This window comes from Methyloversatilis discipulorum (assembly GCF_018780585.1).
Classification (GTDB): domain Bacteria; phylum Pseudomonadota; class Gammaproteobacteria; order Burkholderiales; family Rhodocyclaceae; genus Methyloversatilis; species Methyloversatilis discipulorum_B.
The window spans coordinates 20,356-36,654 of record NZ_JADMJL010000024.1; the positions used below are offsets into that span (position 1 = coordinate 20,356).

At 66.6% G+C, this 16,299-nt stretch carries 13 protein-coding genes and 1 tRNA gene; 7 read left to right on the plus strand and 7 right to left on the minus strand.

The features are described from left to right. Positions 1 to 4: 4 nt before the first annotated feature. Both IV112_RS11935 and IV112_RS11940 read left to right on the plus strand, forming a co-directional pair. Positions 5 to 5,185 (plus strand): glycosyltransferase, encoded by a 5,181-nt coding sequence (locus tag IV112_RS11935; RefSeq protein ID WP_304003730.1) that lies wholly within the window; start codon positions 5 to 7, stop codon positions 5,183 to 5,185. After that, on the plus strand, positions 5,182 to 6,027 hold the full coding sequence (locus IV112_RS11940; RefSeq protein ID WP_304003731.1) for a class I SAM-dependent methyltransferase: 846 nt from the start codon (positions 5,182 to 5,184) through the stop codon (positions 6,025 to 6,027). Before IV112_RS11935 ends, IV112_RS11940 begins: the two co-directional genes overlap by 4 nt. Here IV112_RS11940 and IV112_RS11945 read toward each other — a convergent pair. Continuing rightward, positions 5,975 to 7,075 carry a class I SAM-dependent methyltransferase gene (locus IV112_RS11945; protein WP_304003732.1) on the minus strand — a complete coding sequence of 367 codons (1,101 nt, stop codon included), beginning with the start codon at positions 7,073 to 7,075 and terminating at the stop codon, positions 5,975 to 5,977. The two genes, IV112_RS11940 and IV112_RS11945, sit on opposite strands and share 53 nt — an antisense overlap. A gap of 19 nt (positions 7,076 to 7,094) precedes the next feature. Between IV112_RS11945 and IV112_RS11950 the strand changes: the two genes are divergently transcribed. After that, positions 7,095 to 7,949, plus strand: a complete 855-nt coding sequence (locus IV112_RS11950) for a class I SAM-dependent methyltransferase (protein WP_304003733.1) — start codon at positions 7,095 to 7,097, stop codon at positions 7,947 to 7,949. A gap of 3 nt (positions 7,950 to 7,952) precedes the next feature. On the opposite strand, the gene IV112_RS11955 is transcribed toward IV112_RS11950, so the two are convergent. The 6 genes from IV112_RS11955 to IV112_RS11980 form a co-directional block, all read right to left on the minus strand. Continuing rightward, positions 7,953 to 8,627: a methyltransferase domain-containing protein gene (locus tag IV112_RS11955; RefSeq protein ID WP_304003734.1), complete on the minus strand. Its 675-nt coding sequence runs from the start codon at positions 8,625 to 8,627 to the stop codon at positions 7,953 to 7,955. An 11-nt stretch (positions 8,628 to 8,638) separates the two neighbouring features. After that, the gene (locus tag IV112_RS11960; protein ID WP_304003735.1) at positions 8,639 to 9,715 is read right to left on the minus strand and encodes a class I SAM-dependent methyltransferase; all 1,077 of its coding nucleotides are present in this window, start codon (positions 9,713 to 9,715) and stop codon (positions 8,639 to 8,641) included. A gap of 100 nt (positions 9,716 to 9,815) precedes the next feature. Then, positions 9,816 to 10,715, minus strand: a complete 900-nt coding sequence (locus IV112_RS11965; RefSeq protein ID WP_304003736.1) for a WcbI family polysaccharide biosynthesis putative acetyltransferase — start codon at positions 10,713 to 10,715, stop codon at positions 9,816 to 9,818. Continuing rightward, complete coding sequence (locus IV112_RS11970; protein WP_304003737.1) at positions 10,712 to 11,755, minus strand: GSCFA domain-containing protein; 1,044 nt, start codon at positions 11,753 to 11,755, stop codon at positions 10,712 to 10,714. The genes IV112_RS11965 and IV112_RS11970 overlap by 4 nt, the downstream gene beginning before the upstream one ends. Before the next feature lie 325 nt (positions 11,756 to 12,080). After that, a tRNA-Pro gene (locus IV112_RS11975) sits at positions 12,081 to 12,157 on the minus strand. A gap of 68 nt (positions 12,158 to 12,225) precedes the next feature. Beyond that, positions 12,226 to 13,188 carry a polyprenyl synthetase family protein gene (locus IV112_RS11980; protein ID WP_304003738.1) on the minus strand — a complete coding sequence of 321 codons (963 nt, stop codon included), beginning with the start codon at positions 13,186 to 13,188 and terminating at the stop codon, positions 12,226 to 12,228. A gap of 151 nt (positions 13,189 to 13,339) precedes the next feature. On the opposite strand from IV112_RS11980, the gene rplU reads away from it, so the two are divergent. The 4 genes from rplU (at position 13,340) to proB (ending at position 16,282) form a co-directional block, all read left to right on the plus strand. Then, positions 13,340 to 13,651: a 50S ribosomal protein L21 gene (rplU, locus tag IV112_RS11985; protein ID WP_019919226.1), complete on the plus strand. Its 312-nt coding sequence runs from the start codon at positions 13,340 to 13,342 to the stop codon at positions 13,649 to 13,651. Between the two features lie 52 nt (positions 13,652 to 13,703). Further along, complete coding sequence (rpmA, locus tag IV112_RS11990; protein ID WP_008057943.1) at positions 13,704 to 13,967, plus strand: 50S ribosomal protein L27; 264 nt, start codon at positions 13,704 to 13,706, stop codon at positions 13,965 to 13,967. 124 nt (positions 13,968 to 14,091) lie between these two features. Further along, entirely contained in the window at positions 14,092 to 15,183 is a 1,092-nt protein-coding gene (gene cgtA / locus IV112_RS11995; protein ID WP_304003739.1) for an Obg family GTPase CgtA, read from the plus strand. Continuing rightward, on the plus strand, positions 15,167 to 16,282 hold the full coding sequence (proB, locus tag IV112_RS12000; RefSeq protein ID WP_304003740.1) for a glutamate 5-kinase: 1,116 nt from the start codon (positions 15,167 to 15,169) through the stop codon (positions 16,280 to 16,282). The genes cgtA and proB overlap by 17 nt, the downstream gene beginning before the upstream one ends. Positions 16,283 to 16,299: the final 17 nt, after the last annotated feature.

The following is a 16,299-nucleotide window of genomic DNA, read 5'->3' on the forward strand; positions in this document are numbered from 1 at the left end:
CGCCGTGAATGCGACGGAGCTGATCCGGCAGGCCTGGCGGCATTTCGCCGACGGCGATAAGGCGGCGGCCATGCACTGCGCGCAGCAGGCACATGCCACCGATGGCGGGCCGTCGGGCGCCGCTGCGCTGGGCTACTTCCTGCTCGATGCAGGTCGGATGGATGCGGCCGCGGACGTCCTGTTGCCGGCACTGGCCCGCGCTTCCCACTACGCACCGTTGCACTGGTATGCCGGCCTGCTGCACCAGCGCCGCGGCGACGTCGCGCCCGCGATCGAGGCTCTGCGCCGTGCCTGTCTGCTGGATGCCCGTTTGGATGAAGCCGCCTTCACGCTGGCCTGGCTGCTGCAGGACGTCGATCAGGTGTCCGAGGCCGCGATCTGGGCGGAGAAGGCGCTGCAGGCCTCCCGTCAACCGCAACGCCTGCTGCAATCGGCATGGCTGTCGCAGCGACAGGGAGCGCTGCGGGAGGCGATCGAGTTTTACGAGGAAGCCATTGCGGCCTTTCCTCATGGCGCGCCGGAACAGCGCACGCTGCACCGCCACCTCGCGCAATGCCATGCTTCCCTGCACCGCCCCGATCTGGCCGGCCGGGCACTCGCACGCGGACTCGAACATCTGCCCTTCGACGCCGAGTTGCTGACGGAACAGGCCTGTCACGAGTGGGACCAGGGCCGGCGCGCACACGCGATCGCACTGGCGCGCAGCCAGGCGGACACCCATCCGGAACGGGCGGACGCGTGGTACCTGCTCGGCGTGCTGCAACACCGCTCGGGTGATCTCGAAGCGGCTGAGCAGTGCTACGCCGAAGTCCAGCAGCGCGACCCGACAAACGCCGATGCCTTGCAGCGTCGCGCGCAGATCCAGTCACGCTGGGGTCGCGCCGAAGCGGCGCTGTGGCTGGTCGAACTCGTGCTGCAGCAACAGCCGCAGTCCTTGCCAGCGCAGGCACTGAAGGTACAGGCGCTGCTCGACCTGAAGCGGACCGCCGAAGCGCGCCGTCAGCTGTGGCCACTGCTGCGCGCAGCACCGGGCGAAAGCGAGCTCTGGCGCCTGCTGGCTGCGGTGCATGGCCAGCGCGGCCGGGGCGGTCTCGCGCGGCGCGCGCTCGTGCGTGCTCTGCGCCTCGACGCGGACAACGTGGCCGCACTGCGCGCGCTGGGCTGGCTGGCGCTCGAGCAGGGCGAACTGCCGGTGGCGAAGGACGCCATGCGGCGGGCGCTCGCACTCAGCGGGGACGATCAAGGCACAAAGGTGCAGGCCGCCTTCGTGTTCGCAGCGGGCGACGAGCTGGCGCTGGCTGCGCAACTCGCGCAGACGGCGGTCGCGTACGACCCGCAGCAGGTCGATGCCTGGAGGGCCCTGGCCGAAGTGCGGCTGCGGCAGCGCCGCCTGAGCGAAGCCGAAACCGCCATCGAAACCGCGCTGCTGCTGCAGCCGGATCGTGGCGACAGCCTGCGGCAGCTGGGCTGGATATTGCTCGCGGACCAGCGCCCGGGCCAGGCTCAGCTGGCCTTCCTGCGCCTGCGCGCGCTGCAACCGGACGATGTGCTGCCCTTGCTGGAGCTGGCCGAGGCCTGTCTGCGCTGCGGCGATTTCAGCCACGGTCTGGAGGCGGTCGACGACGTACTTGCCCGGCAACCCGGTCATGCCCAGGCCATGCTGATGAAGGCCCGGTTGCTGACCGAGAGCGGCGACCCGCAGCCGGCCAGCGCGGTACGCGCGCTGGATCTGTGTCGTCGGCTGGCGAGCGAACACCAGAACGTGGCCGGTGCGGCCGCCGTGCTGGCGCGCCTCGTCGGTGTCGACGCTCCCGGCGCGCGCGCGGCGCTGAAGCAGGCCTCGGTACCGGAACGGCGGGCCGCGCTGCGCGAGGCGCTGGCCGTGGCCATCGCGCGCCATGGTCATGACTGTGTCGACCGTCTGCTCACCGCCGCCGTGGAGGACTGTCCACCCGATCCGTGGGTCGACAGTGCGGCGCTGTATGGCGCAACGCTGTCCGACGCGTCGACGCCGGCCGATCTCGCGCGGGCCGCGCGCGACCTGTACCGCGCACTCAAGCTGCGGGCAGGCCTGGATCGAACGCCGCGGCCGCCCGCGCTGCGTCGGCACGGCGCGCGACTGCGCATCGCCTACGTCGCGGGGCAACTGCACCAGAGCCTGCTGCGCCGGGTGCTCGCGAATCACGACGCCGAACAGGCCGACGTGTTGCTGTTCAGCAACCGTCCGCCGCCGGATCTGCCGCCGCACATCCACTGCGAGCCGCTGGTGGCTGCCCGACTGGCCGCATCGTGCGCGGCGAACCGCATCGACGTCGTGATCGATGCCGGCGGGCTGCATCCGTTCGAGGGCCAGTTCGAACTGCTGGAAGCCTACGCCCGCCGCATCGCGCCGTTGCAGGTGGGCTGGCTCGGTTGCCCGGTCACGGCCGGAGGGCTGTTCGACGTGCTGCTGACCGACGCTCACGCGGTGCCGGCCGCGCACGAGGCGTTCCACGAAGAGGCGCTGTGGCGGCTCGACGGCGGCCAGTGGTGCTGGGACCCGCCTGTTCATGCACCGCAGCCGCTGCCGCCGCCGGTGCTGCGCAATGGCGTCGTCACCTTCGGCGTCACCGCGCGCGGGCTGCGCATGACCGGCGCCTGCCTCGAAACATGGGCCCAGGTGGTCGCGGCGACCCCGCGATCGCGCATCCACTTCATCGGTGAAGTGGCCGGCGACTGGCCGCAGCGTACGCGCATTCTGGCCGTTCTGAACGCCCACGGCATTGACGGCGCACGCGTGGCGTTCGACCCGCCGCGCAGCCACGCCGGGCTGTTCGAATGGCTGCAGCAGATCGATCTGGTGCTCGACAGCTTTCCAGGCAACGGCGGGCTGAGCCTGTTCGAGCCGCTGTGGATGGGCGTGCCGGTGATCAGCCTGGCGGGCGACTGGGCCGGCGCGCGCCAGGGGCTTTCCGTACTGGCCTCGCTCGGACTGGATAGCTGGGTGGCCGACAGCGCGGCCACCTATGTCGACACCGCGACCGCACTGGCCGCCGACGTCGATACGCTGCGACACCATCGCACCACCCTGCGCCAGCGCATGTACGAATCACCTCTGCTCGATGGACGCCGGGTGGCGCGCCAGATCGAGCAGGCGTGCGAGCGCATGCTCGATCTGGTTGCCTCAGACGCCGCCGAAGACGACCCGAAGGCACAGATCCGCGCCCGGGCGCGCCGTGCGCTCCAGGTCTGGCTGGACAAGGCGACGGTCCTCGAACTGCCGGCGCTGCCGGCAAGCGCGGTGCCAGACCTATCGGTGATCGTGGTCCTCTACAAGCAGGCCGGACTGACACGCACGACGCTGCAGGCGCTGGCCGATCAGCGGGGTGCGGTGTTCGAAACCCTCATCGTGGACAACGCCTCGGACGATGAAACGGACTCGCTGCTGCAACGCGTGCGCGGTGCGCGCATCGTGCGCAACGCGGAGAACACCGGCTTCCTGCGCGCCGCCAATCAGGCAGCGGCGCTGGCACGCGGACGTCATCTGGTGTTCCTCAACAGTGACGCCATCCTGCAGCAGGGCGCGCTGGCGGCGGCGCTCGCACGGCTCGACGGCGAGCCGGCGATCGGGGTGCTGGGCGGTCGCATCGTGCTGACAGCAGGCGGATTGCAGGAAGCGGGTAACGTGATTTTCCGCGACGGCTCGACGCTGGGCATCGGCCGCGACGAAGACCCCTTCTGCCCCGCGGCGATGGCGAGCAGGGCGACCGATTACGTGTCCGGCGTGTTCATGGCAGTGCGCGCGCCTCTGTGGCAGATGCTGGGAGGCTTCGACGAACGCTTCGCGCCGGCCTATTACGAGGACACGGATTTCTGCCTGCGCGCCTGGCGCGCCGGTTTCCGCGTGGTGTATGAGCCGGCCGTGCTGGTCGAACATCTGGAATGGGGCAGCGCCACCGGCGACGAAGCGCCACGGCAGATGCGCGAGAACCGGCAGCGCTTCATGGACTGCCATGGCGAATGGCTGAAGGGCCAGCCGGCACCCGCGCCGCAGCCGCTGTCGGGCGACCGCTGGCGCTCGCCCGAGGACCACCCGCGCCGTCCGCGCGTGCTCATCCTCGACAACGAAGTGCCGCACGCGGTGAAGGGCGGCGGCCTGCCGCGCGCGCGCCTGATGCTGCAGGCATTGCGCGACTGGCCGGTCACCTTCTTTCCGCTCTGGCAGGAGGAGGATGACTGGCGTGACGTGTACGCGTCGCTGCCCGCGAGTACGGAAGTGGCGCTCGGCCATGGCATGGGCCGGCTCGAAGCCTTTCTCGAACAGCGTCGCGGTATCTATGACGTGCTCGTGGTGAGCCGTCCGCCCAATCTTCAGGCACTGTCGCCGCTGTTCCGGCGCAGACCGGAACTGTTCGCCGGCATGCGCATGATTTACGACGCGGAAGCGCTGTTCGCGCTGCGCGAGATTCCGGAAGCGGCGGTCAAGGGACGTCCGCTGACGCGTGCGGCGGCACAGACCCGTCTGGCCGCCGAGATCGGGCTGGCCAGAGGGGCCGATCAGGTGTGGGTGGTGTCGGAACGCGATGCCCGCCTGTTCCGCGCCGCCGGCCATCAGGTCCGGATACTGAGTCACGCGATATCGACCCGCCGCGCGGCACCGGGGCCGCAGCCGCGCAGCGGTCTGCTGTTCGTCGGCGCGCTGCATCCGGACACGCCGAACGAGGACGGTCTGGTCTGGTTCATCACCGAAGTCATGCCCCGGTTGCGCACCCTGTTGCCGCATGCGCCGGTACTGTCCGTCGTCGGCATCAACCGTTCGCGTCGCGTGAGCGATCTTGCCAGCGAAGACGTGCAGCTGATCGGTCCGGTGGACAACCTGGAGCCGCTTTACGACCGCGCACGCGTGTTCGTCGCGCCAGTGCGGTTTGCCGGCGGCGTGCCGGCCAAGGTGATCGAAGCGGCCGCCCACGGTGTGCCGGTCGTGGCCTCCGCCGTACTGGTGCGGCAGCTGGACTGGAGCGCGGGCATCGACATCCAGTCCGCACGCGATGCCGACGCCTTTGCTCGCGGCATCGCACGCCTTCTGCATGACGATGAACGGTGGGCCCGGCAGCAACGCGCTGCTTGGGATCAGTGCGATGCCCGCTACAGCCCGGAGCGCTTCGGCCACATTCTGCGCGACGCGCTGTCGGAGGCACCGCGATGAGCGCCCGTCATCCGCTGGAAGAGCCCACGCTGCGGCGCTTCCGTCATCTGATGGCGCACGGACTGACGGACGCCGCGCGCGATTGTCTGCTCGATGCACTGGTGCGTGAGCCCAACCTTCCCGGCGTGCACGTCGCGCTGGCGCGGCTGCGCTGGCCGGGGCCCGACTACCGTTTCTGGCTGGCCTGGTTCCACGCACACCTGACACCGCGGCTGTATCTGGAAATCGGCGTCGAGAAGGGCGAGTCGCTGGCGCTGGCCCTGCCATCGACCCGCGCGGTGGGCGTGGACCCCGCGCCGCTCGGCGATCCGCTGCAGCACTGTCGTGCGAACGCGCGCCTTTACCGCCAGACCAGCGCCGACTTCTTCGCCGCCGTGCCAGCGGACAGCGGGCTGACGCCCGACGGTTTCGACCTCGCCTTCATCGACGGCGACCACCGCTTCGAAACCGTGCTGGACGACTTCATCGCCGCCGAAAGCCACGCCGCGCCCGGTGCGGTCGTGCTGCTGCACGACACGCTTCCACTCAACGCGCTCACCGCGGCGCGCGAGCGCCGGACCGGGTTCTACACCGGCGACGGCTGGAAAATCGTGCCCTGTCTGCGGGGCCTGCGTCCGGACCTGCACGTCATGACGCTGCCGACCGCACCGACCGGTCTGACGGTAATCACCGGGCTCGACCCCGCAAGCCACGTACTGCGCGACCGTCTGCCGCTGATCCGTCAGGCCTATGCGGCGCTGCCGCCTGACCACGCCGTGGCGGCGCCGCACGCCGTGTTTTCACTCGGCATCAACGATACGGACTGGGTGGCGCGGTGGCTGCAGTCCGCACGCGGGCGATGACGCATGCGAGATCCCGCTGCACGCGCCCGGACTGGAAAAGATCGTCCTCGGAGCGCAACAGTGCGTGCAGCCAGGGCTCGGCCTCGGCGCTCATGAAGTTCTGCGCGATTGCGGCCAGCACCACGCGCATCAGTGCGCCGCCATAAGGTCGATGCTCGAACACGTCAAAGTGGTGGTCGAGCAGCGGCAGCACTTCCGACGAGCGCACCGCTTCGGTGGGGTCCACCGCAATCACCTCATCCACCGATGGCCGCCACAGATTGCCCTTGAGCTGTCCGTCGCCCGTCGTGCGAAGGTGGTGCGGCAGCATATCGACCAGCTGGTTCATGAAACGCAGTTGTGAATTCGCGCACTGGAAGCGGTCGGGGCCCACGTATTCGTCCAGGTAGAACCAGCCTGCCGGTGCCAGCAGCTGGGCCACGCCCGCATACAGGTCTTCGAGGTTGGCGCAGTGGTGCACGCTGGAAATGCCCAGCACGGCGTCGAAGCTGCCGGGCTCGAAACCGCGCTGCCCCACTGGCAGGCTGTTCATGTCCGCCTGCACGTAATGGATGCGCGCGCCAGCGGCTCTCGCCTGCTCGCGCGCCAGATCCAGCGCTTTGGCGGACAGGTCGATAGCCACGATCTCGTCTGCCCAGCCGGACCGGGCAACCAAGCGTTCGTCCCTGCCCTGACCGCAGCCGAGGAAAAGCACTCGCCGGAGCGGCAGGGGCTGATGGGCTGCGACGACGCTGAAGAACCACTCGAGTGGCTCGATCGATGCGTCGCCGGTGACCTGCTCGTGCAGGCGCGCCTTGACCGCCGGAAGGTGGGTCCAGTGCAGGCCGTGCGCGACCCAGGCAGCGGGATCACCCCAGGCTGCATCGAGCCGGCCGGCGAGTTCGTGGTCGATATCGGGAAGTGGAGTGCTGTGCGACACGGGATTGGGTGAGTGCGGTTTCTGGGAGAGGCCGGTGCGAACCGGCATGCAATAATGCGGCAGAGACGCGGGCGGACGAACGCCGGCCAAGGGCGAGTTTGACACGGCCGCGCGGCGCAATCGGTCCATTCGAGTCGGAAATCACGCGATGAAGCAGCCCCCCGAGGTCGTCCCCGAGTTGTTTCCATCCGGCCACTTCTATTCGCCCTACCCCGATCCGCAGGAACTCCGGCGTAACGAGGACCGCCTGTTCGGCAACGTACCGCGCGAACTGCCCGGCATCGACATGCGTGAGACCGCGCAGCTGGCCCTGCTTGAGCGCTTCGCGCTGCTGTACTCCACTCTCCCGTTCGCCGACCAGCCCACGCCCGGACTGCGCTATCACTACCTGAATCCGGCCTACGGCCATTCCGACGCGATCATGCTGCATTGCATGCTGCGCACGCTGGCGCCGCGACGGCTGATCGAAGTCGGCTCCGGTTACTCGTCATGCGTGACGCTCGATACGAACCAGTATTTTCTGGGCCGCTCGCTGCGCACCACCTTCATCGATCCCTTCCCGCAGCTGTTGCAGTCCCTGATCAGTCCCGACGATGCGGCCCGTTCCACGATCATCGCCAGACCGCTGCAGGACGTCGGTATCGACGTGTTCAGGCAGCTGGAAGAGAACGATGTGCTGTTCATCGACTCGACGCATGTCGGCAAGGTGGGCAGCGACGTCAATCGCCTGCTGTTCGAAATCTTTCCGGCGCTGGCGCCGGGTGTCGTGATCCACCTGCACGACATCTTCTATCCCTTCGAGTATCCGAAGGAATGGATTTACGAAGGTCGTGCCTGGAACGAGGCCTACATGGTCCGCGCCTTCCTGCAGCACAACGACCGTTTCCAGGTGCTGCTGATGAACACTTTCATGTCGCACTTCCACCGCACCTTCTTCGAAACCCGGATGCCCTTGTGCCTGCGGAACACCGGCGCCAGCCTGTGGCTGCGCAAGGTGGGCTGAGCGTCACTGCTGCGGCTTGGCGTGACCGGTGAGGGCATGCAGGCGGGCCCCGTCCTCGGTCGCCGCCTGGGGATTCAGGATGCCTTCGACGCCGTAGCGGCGGCCATTCATGTAGCGCCCGATGCGATCCAGCATGCGCGCCGGGTAACGCGCCACACAGTCCGCATCCTTGACGAAGATGGCGACGAAGTCATTCCAGATGTCGAGCTGCTGATAGGCGGTGAATGATTCCAGCAGCGCCGGTCGATAGCCCGACCGTACCCCCCAGCGCATGAGCGCGTCGCCTGCGTCCGGATAGAAGCGCCAGCAGTCGACCGGATAGCGGTGAAACTCGCCGTTCGATGGCGCGTTCAGGTAGAACAGTCCATCGGGTTTGAGCACGCGCAGCACTTCGTTGAAAGTGAGCCAGAACATGTCGACATGTTCGAAACACGAACTGCTCACCACCACGTCGGCGACGCCATCCTCGAACGGCAGTCGATAGGGGTCATCCAGCACCACGTCCACCCCGCGGCCGGCGGCGAAATCCAGACCTACATAGCGTGCGCCGGGTGGCGCCAGCTGACGCAGGGAGCCGTTGATGTCCTGCGATCCGATGTCGAGTATCAGCGCCGGTGCGCCGGGGTCGACATAGGTTGCAAAGAACAGCCTGCCGTTCTCCATCGCGCTGGGATGCATGTCCGTTCCCTTCAGTCCGCACGTCGCCGGAGCAGCGCGAGGTCCTGTGTGCCAGCCGTGGCGGGGATGATGTCCAGCACATCGAACCAGCGCGACCACCGGGTCATGATGTAGTCGGGCGAATGCATCACGTTGCGGTAGTACGAAGGATGGTCGAGCACGGCCTGCAACTGGTCGTTGGCGCCGGTATCCAGTATGCCTCTGCGATGCGCTTCGAGATTCAGCGTGGGCGGCGTATCGAAGAACACCATCTGTGCGAGCCCCTGGACCGACAGCAGGAGCAGCGCGCCGGGACGCGTGATCCGACGCAGCTCCGTCAGCCAGGCGTCCTGCACCGGCTCGTCAAGGTGGGTGAGCACCGACAGCCCGATCACCAGATCGAATGCGCCATCCGGAAATGGGGTGGGCGGCATCAGGTCGATGTGGACGAAGCGGGCGCCGGGCAGCGTGCGGTCACAGCAGGCGACGTTGTCGGCATCGATGTCGATGCCGGTCACCGACGGCGACAGCAGCGACAGATAGCGGCTCAGCCGGCCCGCGCCACACCCCCAGTCGAGGATGGCCTCGAAGGAGCCGATGGGACGGTCGAAACGCTCAAGCAGCAGTTGCTCGACGTGCTTGGCGATGGTGGCGCCGCCCAGCCGGAAGATCTGCGCGTTGTCCGTGCCAATGACGCGCTCGATCTGCGCTGGCGACGGCATGTCGGGCTCACGCGCGGGGTCGGCCAGATACCACGCGGTGCGGTACGACAGCCGGTGTTCGCCGAACGGGCCGGTCACGTTCAGGCGGATGAAGCCGTCGGCAAACAGGTCCGGCCTGCCGTCGCGGCGATGCCTGCAGAAGAAGCGCGAGTTCACGGCATGCGGGATGTGCGCGAACGGCGCCAGCAGGTCCGGCGACGCTAACGCACGATCGACCTGATCGAAATCGGCACCGTTGATCAGGAAGCGCAGTTGCGCCGGTTCGTTCCAGATCGACAGCGCCCATCCGGATACCGTGATGTCGTCGTCCGTGACGGCGATGTAGTCCGGCATCCATCCCAGATAGCGTGCGGCGGCGATCTGGATGTCGGCGTGATAGATGTTCATGCGTGTGTCGTCGAGTATCCGGAGGGCGAGTGCGTCGAGGCCCTGCCCTCACCGGGCAGGCGCAGCACACCGGCGTAATCGGTCAGCGCCTGGGCATGGTTCATGGGCGAACGTGCTCACTCAGGAATCGTGCCGCCCGCTCGATGGCCGGGGAGAACCAGTCGGCACTTTCCAGGCGATTCTCGGTGTAGCACGCGTAGCTGCTTTCAATCAGCTCCCCCCAGGAAATCATCCGCTCGCCATGGGTCAGCCGCAGCGCTTCGGCAGGCCTCACTTCGTCACACTCGCCCGGCGTGGATCCGGGCAACCCAGGATAGACCGGCCACAGCAGGGAGTACTTCAGCAGCCAGTCCTCCGGCGGAGGCACCGCCAGAGGTTCGACGTTCACCCGGGCCAGCATCTGCTTTGCCAGTTCGAACAGGACGGACACGGCCGGGTGGTTCGGGCAGTGCATGAAGGTGCGGCGGGCAGCAAAAATGTAGCGGGCGTCGAACCCCAGATTCGAGAAACTGTCCAGCAGGGCCTGTCGGTGGTGCGCAAAGTCGCTCACATAACCGAGACCGGCGTAGACGAAGCGATTGAACAGCTCAGGTACGCGCGTTGCGGGCAGCTTGCAGAGGTAGGCACCGGCGATAATGGCCGAGTGATAGTGGGATGCGACAGTCTGCACATAGGTGCCGTTGCAGCGGAGCACGCAGCTGTCCGGATGAAACCCGCCGAACACCACGGTGGGGATGGCGATCACCGAACGCGGACGCGCCTGCGACAAGGCGTTCCGCAAGGCCTGCTGAGGCCCCGCGCTGGCAACGGCATACTCCGGCAGGTGCGCAAACAGCACATCCACCTCGTTCGCCAAAGCCATCACGGCCGCCAGCGTCGACTCGTCACCGTCCTCCAGCTGCTCGACCTGTATCGCATCGAACAGATGATCGGGCGCAAGCGCTTCGAGACAGTCGAGCAGGCCGCGCGACTGGCAATTACCGACGATGCCGAATCTCATGGTGCGGTCAGCTGCTCTTCGTCACACCACACTTCGTACCACTGGTCACGCTCCGACCGGGTGGTCTGCGCGGCCGGCGATGCGTGCGCCGGCGTCTCGGTGGCCGGGCCCTGTGCCAGGTAAAGCCGCGTGAAGTAATCGACCACGTCGCGCACCCCCTCGGGAGTTACGTGGCGCATGTCTGCCTGAAAGTAGCGCCCCATCGTGTGATGGCCGGCAACGCACTCATAGGAGGGAAAGTAGGTAGTCAGATCGTCCTCTCGCGTCATCATGTCCGCCACCACGCGCAGTGCCGCCTTGGTGTAGCTGTTGGATACCAGCACATGACGCGGTTCGTAGGTGGCCGCAATGGACACCGGCGACACACTCAGCACCAGCTTCACCGATGGATTCAGCAGGCGCAGATTGCCGATCAGGTGCCGCAGGTCATCCACCATCTCCGGCACCGAAAAATTGTGGAAGCGGCAGTCCGACTCCCCTTCCGGCCCGCCGTGCACGCCGGGCGCCAGCGGAAACACGGCGCCATCGAAATCGGATACCCATGCTTCGGTCATCCCCAGCGTGAACACGAATACGTCGCACTGCTCGAACATCCGGCGTACGGCCGCCAGGTGCGATACACGGTCCGCGAGCAGATCATCGAGCGTGGCAAAGCCATTCGGCTCGACATTGGGCCGGAACGGGTCAACGAAGGCATCGCCCCAGCGCCAAGCCAGCTCGCGAGGCTCGAACAATCCGTACGCGCGCTCGAACAGCTGAAGCAGTTGCCGCACGGTATAGATGTTGCCAAAACGCGCCGGGTAGACGCCGAACTGGCGGTCTGCCGGCCCGGTTTCAGTCACCAGATAGTTGAAGCCCTGCGTCGGCAGGAGGCGAGCCAGATGTTGCGCAAAGCAACTTCCCGCCGACACGATCCTGTCCGTCGTGTGGATCAGGAGGTCGTCGTTCCCGGCCGGAACCTGCGTCATGTCGAACCCGGCAACGCCAGCGGTGCGCGACCAGAAGGCGGTGTCCGGCAGATCGGTGTAGGGATGCGGCATTGCAGTGAGCTGGGCTGTTTCGTTCCGGGTCGCCAAGGCTACATCGAACAGGACGGTTTTTCGACCTGGGTCGAGTGTGGCGGAGCCTTACACCCGAAACGCGTCCGACGAAGGGAAAGCTGCCAACGTGCATAGGGCCCGAGGCCCGACCGCGGAGAATTGCAGGAAGCCGGACCGAGCGGCCCTTCCTGCTCGAGGAGATGTTTTGCGTGAGCGCGTTTCGCCGGATGGTGGCACGCCGGCGTACGCCACAGAAGGCATGCCCCGGACGCAGGTCCGGAAAACAAAAAAGCCACCCCGGAGGGTGGCTTTTTCGCGGGATTCTTGGTCGGGGAAAGAGGATTCGAACCTCCGGCCCCTGCGTCCCGAACGCAGTGCTCTACCAGGCTGAGCTATTCCCCGAACCTCACAGCAAACTACCGAGGCAGCTCGTCGTGCCCGTTGCCGTAAGCAACGAGGCGCGCACTTTACTAGAACTTTCTCTCGACTGCAAACGTTGCCAGATCGAGCAGGCTCTGCAGGTATTCATTCGCCTGCAGTCCGGCCAGTTCCGCACGCGCCAGTTCTGCTTCCTCCCTCGCGCGAACGCGGGCGATCTCGAGCGCGCCGCTGTCCACCACCGCCTTCAGCACGTCGGCCCAGTCGTCGCGCCCACCCTCCTCGATGGCATGCCGGACGACGGCAACCTGATCCGGCGTCCCGTTCTTCATCACGTGGATCAGCGGCAGCGTGGGCTTGCCCTCGGCCAGGTCGTCACCGAGGTTCTTGCCGATCGATCCTTCGTCGCCCGAGTAATCGAGGATGTCATCGACCAGCTGGAAGGCGGTGCCCAGGTGCATGCCGAACCGTGCGAAACGCTCCTCGACGTCGGCATCGACGCCGGCCAGCATGGCGCCGAGGCGGCTGGCCGCCTCGAACAGCTTGGCGGTCTTGTAGCGGATGACCTGCAGATAGCGGTCTTCGTCGACGTCGGCATCGTGGCAGTTCAGCAACTGCAGCACCTCGCCCTCGGCGATGATGTTGGTCGCCTCGGCCAGCACGGCCTGCACGCGCATGCTGCCGACCGACACCATCATCTGGAAGGCGCGCGAATAGAGGAAGTCACCGACCAGCACCGAGGCCGCGTTGCCGAACAGCGCGTTGGCGGTCTTGGCGCCACGGCGCAGCTCCGATTCATCCACCACGTCGTCGTGCAGCAGCGTCGCGGTATGGATGAACTCGACCACGGCGGCCAGTTCGGTACGATGCGTCCCCGAATAGCCGCAGGCGCCCGAGGTGAGCAGCACCAGCGCAGGACGCAGCCGCTTGCCGCCGGCACCGATGATGTACTCGGCCACCTGGCGCACCAGCACGACGTCCGAGTGCAGGCGCTCGCGGATGACGCCATCCAGCGCGCGCATGTCGTCCGCAATCAGGCTGTAAAGACGGTTCATTGAAGACAAGGAAGTGCTGCCGGACGCGGAAAAACGCGGATGGTAGCAGCGCGCGAAAACCCGTCAAGCCGTTGATGTTTCGCAGCCTTTGACAAAAAGCCAGCGTCTCGGATATAGTTGTGGATTCCCTTAAACCTTACTGGGGTTACACATGTACGCGGTCATAAAAACCGGTGGCAAGCAGTATCGCGTTGCCGCTGGCGAAAAAATCAAGGTAGAACAGATACCTGCGGATGTGGGCTCGGAAATCGTGATCGACCAGATTCTGATGGTCGGTGAGGGCGAATCGGTCAAGATCGGTGCGCCCCTGGTTGCCGGTGCCAGCGTTCGTGCAACGGTGCTCACTCAAGGGCGCCACAAGAAAGTGACGATTTTCAAGATGCGCCGTCGCAAGCACTACCAGAAGCATCAAGGTCATCGTCAGAACTACACCGAACTGCGCATCGAAGCCATCAACGGCTGAGAATGTTGAAAAATGCGCTGAGCAGGGCTGAGCGTATCCAGGAGAGCATCAAATGGCACACAAAAAAGGCGGCGGCAGTACGCGTAACGGCCGCGACTCAGAATCGAAACGCCTTGGCGTCAAGAGCTATGGCGGTCAGCTGATTTCGGCAGGCAGCATCATCGTGCGTCAGCGCGGCACCGAGTTCCACCCCGGCGACAACGTCGGCATGGGCAAGGACCACACGCTGTTCGCCAAGATTGACGGCGTCGTGCAGTTCGTCGTCAAGGGTGCAAACCGCCGTCGCGTGGTCACCATCGTTCCGGCTGCAGCCTGATTCCGGCTCGCCTGAACCGAAGCCCTGCCCGCGAGGCAGGGCTTTTTGTTTCTGCCGCCTGCGCATGCGGCGGCACCAAGCAAGAATTCGATATCCCAGTCACTCCAGGCACGCGTGAAGCGAAATGAAATTCTTTGACGAAGCGAAGATAGAGGTCATCGCCGGCGATGGCGGCAATGGCTCGGCCTCGTTCCGCCGCGAAAAATTCATTCCGTTCGGCGGTCCGGACGGTGGTGACGGCGGCCGCGGCGGCAGCATCTGGGCGGTCGCCGACCGCAACCTGAATACGCTGATCGATTTCCGCTACACGCGCATGTTCCGCGCCGCAAGCGGCGAGAACGGTCGCGGCGCCGACTGCTACGGCAAGGGCGGCGACGATCGCGAACTGCGCATGCCGGTCGGCACCACGATCACCGATCTGGCAACCGGCGAAGTGATCGCCGACCTCGACCACGACGGCGCCCGGGCGATGATCGCCAGAGGCGGCCGCGGCGGTCTGGGCAACCTGCATTTCAAGTCGAGTACCAACCGCGCGCCGCGCCAGACCACGCCGGGCGAAGCCGGCGAGCGACGCGAACTGAAGCTCGAACTGAAGGTGCTGGCCGACGTCGGTCTGCTCGGCATGCCAAATGCCGGCAAGTCCACCTTCATCCGCGCCGTTTCGGCGGCGCGCCCCAAGGTCGCCGACTATCCCTTCACGACGCTGGCGCCGAATCTCGGCGTCGTACGTGTCGACGACTCGCGCAGCTTCGTCATCGCCGACATTCCGGGTCTGATCGAAGGTGCTGCCGAAGGCGCCGGCCTCGGCCACCAGTTCCTGCGCCATCTGCAGCGCACCCGCCTGTTGCTGCATCTGGTCGATCTGGCCCCCTTCGATCCGGAAGCGGATCCGCTGCACGACGCACGCGCCATCGTCGAGGAGCTCCGCCGCTACGATGAATCCCTGTACCAGAAACCGCGCTGGCTGGTGCTGAACAAGATCGACCTGATTCCCGAGGAAGAGCGCGAACAGCGCGTGCGTGATTTCGTCGAGGCCTTCGGCGCCGAACGTGCGTTCAGCATTTCGGCGATGACACGTCAGGGCTGCGATGCGCTGTGCTACGCCATCATGGATCACGTGGAAGCGACCCGTCCGCCGCCCGAACCGGAGCCGGACGTGCGCAATCTGGACGCCAGCGAACCGGGCGATGGAGCGGACGATGAGAACGCGCCTTGAGAATGCGAAGCGGCTGATCGTCAAGGTCGGCAGCGCGCTGGTCACCAATAACGGCGCTGGGCTGGACCTCGGCGCACTGCAGGAATGGGCGCGCCAGATCGCCGCACTGCGCGCTGAAGGGCGCGAAGTGCTGCTGGTGTCGTCGGGCGCCATCGCGGCCGGCATGCAGCGTCTGGGCTGGAGCACCCGCCCCAGCGCGATGCACGAACTGCAGGCCGCTGCCGCCGTCGGCCAGATGGGTCTGGCCCAGGCCTACGAAGGCGCCTTCTCGCAGTACGGGCTGGCCAGCGCGCAGATCCTGCTGACGCACGAAGACCTCGCCGATCGCACCCGCTACCTGAATGCCCGCTCCACCCTGTCCACGCTGATGGAGCTCGGCGTGGTGCCGGTGATCAACGAGAACGACACCGTCGTCTACGAAGAAATAAAGTTCGGCGACAACGACACGCTGGGCGCGCTGGTCGCCAACCTGACCGAAGCGGACTGCCTGGTCATCCTGACCGATCAGAACGGCCTCTACACCGCCGACCCGCGCAAGGATCCGTCCGCCACGCTGATCAGCGAAGGCGAAGCCGACGACCCGCGCTTCGAGTCGATGGCCGGCGGTGCCGGCACCGGCATTTCGCGCGGCGGCATGATCACCAAGGTGCGTGCCGCCCGCCGCGCCGCGCGCAGCGGTGCCGACACGGTGATCGCCAGCGGCCGCGAGCCGGACGTGCTGCTGCGTCTGGTGCGCGGCGAAGCGCTCGGCTCCTTCCTGAAGGCGGGCAACACGCCGCTGGCTGCGCGCAAGCAGTGGCTGGCCGATCACCTGCAGCTCGCCGGCACGCTGATACTGGACGAAGGGGCCGTGAAGGCGCTCGGCGAAGGTCGCAGCCTGCTGCCTATCGGCGTGACCGAGGTGCAGGGGCAGTTCGAACGCGGCGCGGTCGTCGCCTGCCGCGACAGCACCGGGCGCGAACTGGCGCGCGGCCTGATCAATTACTCGGCGTCGGAAACCCGGCGCATCGCGCGTCGCCCGTCGGCCGACATCGAGGCTTTGCTCGGTTACGTCGACGAACCCGAACTGATACACCGCGACAACATGGTTCTCGCCTGACGCACCCGGCCGGGTGC